2 protein-coding genes are annotated in these 3,987 nt (G+C 35.8%); both read right to left on the reverse strand.

What is annotated here, in order from left to right; translation table 11 throughout:
• Nucleotides 1–128: 128 nt before the first annotated feature.
• Nucleotides 129–1,820 carry a methyl-accepting chemotaxis protein gene (locus KI356_RS21615; RefSeq protein WP_212936405.1) on the reverse strand — a complete coding sequence of 564 codons (1,692 nt, stop codon included), beginning with the start codon at nt 1,818–1,820 and terminating at the stop codon, nt 129–131.
• Nucleotides 1,821–2,014: 194 nt separating this feature from the next.
• The gene (locus KI356_RS21620) at nt 2,015–3,709 is read right to left on the reverse strand and encodes a methyl-accepting chemotaxis protein (protein WP_212936406.1); all 1,695 of its coding nucleotides are present in this window, start codon (nt 3,707–3,709) and stop codon (nt 2,015–2,017) included.
• Nucleotides 3,710–3,987 lie beyond the last annotated feature (278 nt).

The raw sequence follows: 3,987 nt of genomic DNA on the forward strand, positions 1-3,987 counted from the left end.
ACCTAACTTCTTTGCTCCACCTGAATTTTGAGGTGGGAGTTTTACTGCCCGGCAAATAGCGGGATAAAGTGCAGGAAATGAGCTCAAAAAAATATTCCTCCCTGAAAGAGGAATATTTTTTTGAAAAGCTATTCAGTTTTAAAATGAGATACAAGCTGATCTAATTCCTCAACTGTTTGTTTCATTTGTTTTGCAGTGAGAGTCATTTCATTCATCACGATGACTTTCTGTTCAGCAAACTGTGCTGTTGCGACAGTCTCACTTGAAACTTCATTAGAAATTGAAGCGATGTTATTAAGTGAAGCATTCATTTCTTCAGCACTTGCGGCCATTTCTTCAGCAGTTGCTGATATGTCTTGGATTTGAGTAGATACTGTATTAACTTGACCGACGATTGTTGTGAAAGAAGAGCCTGCTTCACGAATGACGTTAATACCTTCAGATGCTTCAGAGCGACCTTGAGACATCATAGAGCTAGCAGTTTCTGTATCATTTTGAATTTGATGAAGCAATTGGTTAATATCTGTTGCCGCTGTTTTTGATTGTTCAGCAAGTTTACGAACTTCATCAGCTACGACAGCAAATCCTTTTCCTTGTTCACCAGCACGAGCCGCTTCAATAGAAGCATTTAAAGCAAGTAGATTTGTTTGTTCAGCGATATTAGAAATAGATTGTACAGCTGCATCAATATATTTTGTATGAGTGATTAGACGTTCGACCACTTCTGATGTAGCATTTACAGCTTCGTGAATCGTCGTCATTTGTGAAATAGATTTTTGAATAACAGTACTTCCGTCGTTAGCGTGTTCTGACGTGGCTACAGCTAGTTCGGCTACAGAAGAAGCAGATTCTGCAATGCGCTGAACACTCAATGCCATATCATCCATGGCAGTCGAGCTTTCTTCCATACTAGAAGTTTGTGATTGGATGCTGGCATTTAAATTGGACATCGAGCTTTGAACTTTTATTGTTGCATCACGTGATGTATTGGTCTTTTCTAGCATATTTTCAGAAGCATTTTGTACTTCCATAGAAGTTTTTTGAACACGATTAATGATGTGCTGTAAGTTTGCTAACATGTTATTAAAGGATGTGGCAATTGCACCGATTTCATCATTGCTATTTACTTGTAGACGAGCTGTTAGGTCACCCTCTTGAGAAGACAACTCTTTTAGTTTAGTATCAATTTGCTGAATTGGTTTTACAAGTTTACCTGAGAACCACCATGCAAGAATAAGTGCAACAATAATACATATAACAAGTGATAAGAAAATAATATATTCAATTAGCAGTGAAGATTGATCAATTTTTTCAATGGATTGTTCACGTAACTTAGCTTGTTCATTGCTATAGTTTGTGAAATCACCAATAACTTTATAAACAGTACCATTTTCTGAAGAAGCAAGTTGTAATGCTTCTTCCCATTTTTGTTCTTTTGCAAGAGAGAAAACTTTTTCTTCAACAAATTTTCTCCAAGTAGAGCCGAGTTCCATAGTATCTTTTACAGATTGGGCTACGTTAGGGTTAGAAAGAAGTTGTGCTTTATTATCTTCAAGAAGCTTACTCATTTCATGAAACTTGTCTAATTCGACTTGATCGTGTTGCAGTAAATAACCTCTTAAAGCTGAAAGTTGTACCTGATACGCGTCTCCACGTTCTTTTAATTCTGTTGCGAGAGGGGAAATATCTTTTTGTAGTGTTTCAGCTTTATGAGATTGGTCAACAGCAAAGAATAAAATAAAAGCTAATGCGATGCCAAATAAAGCACAAATCGTTCCCATCATGAACAGAATTTTTTTTCTAATGCTCATAAAATTCATATGATAAAAAAGCCTCCCTTTAAAAATCTTAGTATTAGAATTAACTCATATAATGAATTAAAAGAAAGCCTTACTCCTAAAGGAACAAAGCTTTCTTCTTTCCTTTAGGCATTATAGCAGACAGAGGAAGAGAGAGAAAGATATATTTTCAAGTGAAAAAAGAGGGTTGAAAAAGTAATCCCTCTTTTTTACTATTATGCATTTGTTTTGAAATGTGAAACGAGAACTTCAAGTTCTTGTACGGCCGTTTTCATTTCTGATGACTTTGTAGCAATGTCTTTCATTACACTTACTTGGTCACCAGCCGAATGCGCTGTCTCTGATGTTTCAGCGGCAACTTCGTTTGAAATAGAAGCGATATTATTTAAAGCTGCATTCATTTCTTCAGAACTCGCAGCCATCTCTTCAGCAGTTGCAGACATCTCTTGCATCTGTGAAGATACGTTGTTAATGTGGTTAACAATCGCTGAGAATGAAGAGCCAGCAGTACGAATGACTGTGATTCCTTGGGAAGCTTCAGATTGACCTTGCGTCATCATTTTATTGGCTATTTTTGTGTCATCTTGAATTTGATGAAGTAAATGGTTAATGTCGGTTGCGGCTAGTTTAGATTGTTCCGCAAGTTTACGTACTTCATCAGCGACAACAGCGAATCCTTTACCATGTTCACCAGCGCGAGCCGCTTCAATAGAAGCATTTAAAGCAAGTAGATTCGTTTGTTCTGCAATGTTAGAAATAGATTGAAGGGCAGTATCAATATGATTCGTATATGTAATGAGTCGCTCGACCACTTGTGATGTGGCGTTAACAGCGTCATTGATTGTATTCATCTGTGTAATAGATTTTTCAATTACTTTACTACCATCATCTGCTTTTTCTGAAGTTATAACAGCTAAGCTAGCAACAGAAGAGGCAGATTCTGCAATGCGCTGAACACTTGCTGCCATATCATCCATTGCCGTTGAGCTTTCTTCGATACTAGACACTTGTGAGCGAATATTATGATCAAGTATATTCATAGTCTCTTGAACTTGTGCGGTAGTGTTCATAGATGTAGTTGTTTCGATAAACATATTTTCTGAAGCTTCTTTTACACTTGTTGATGTTTGTTGAACTTGCTTTATTATACGTTGTAAGTTAGCGAGCATTTGATTAAAGGAATGTGCAATATCACCGATTTCATCTTTACTAGTTACATTCAATCTCGCAGTCAAATCGCCATCTTGAGAAGCTAATTCTTTTAATTTCGCATCAATTTGTCGAATAGGTTTAACGAGTTTGCCAGAGAACCACCATGCTAATAAAATAGAAGTTAGCGTGCATGTAATAAGTGAGAAGAAAATAATATATTGGATAAGAGATGAAGAAGATTGAACTTCAGCAATTAATGTGTCGCGTTTTTCATTTTCTTCATTTGCATATTTAGTAAACCGACTTAAAAGATCATTTACGTAATCTGTTTGTGCTAAAGCAATTTTGGATGCTTCCTCCCATTTTCCTTCGCGGGCAAGAGGGAGGACCTCATTGTCTATGACGCTTCGCCATTTCGCACCCATTAAAATGGCTTCTTTCATTCCTTCAGGGAGATTTTTATCACTTGTTACTTTCTCCCTTGTATCGGCTAATTTTTTTCCTTCCTGATTGAATTTATCCAATCCTTTTTGATCGTGCGATAATAAATACTCTTGTAAGCCAGCAACTTGTGCCTGAAACCAATCACCACGTTCTTTTAAAATGGTTGCCCTTTTTGATACATCATTTTTTAATGTTTCAACTTCATTTGCTTGGTTCATAGCGAACATAAGAATAATAATTAGAGCAACGCTGAATAAGGAACAAATGCTTAAAAGTGTGAAGAGTAGTTTTTTTCGAATACTAACATATTTCATCGTTATCCCTTCCTTTAAAACCATTTATTAAAATTTATTAATTTATCCAATGAAAATTATAGCAGATAATGGAAAGAGTAAAATAAGTAGAGGTGAATGTTCTTAGAATGTATACATTTATATATCAAAAATTCTTAAATAAAAATAAGAAATACTATTGTAATTCGAAATAACATCCTGTATACTTCTAATTAGTTGATAACGATTATCACTATCAACTGAAACATTACTCTTCGTTATGTTGGTCATACCCCTTTTTGACGACGTAAGTCAGAGAC

The sequence above is a fragment of the Bacillus hominis genome, assembly GCF_018332515.1.
In the GTDB taxonomy this organism is placed as follows: Bacteria; Bacillota; Bacilli; order Bacillales; family Bacillaceae_G; genus Bacillus_A; species Bacillus_A hominis.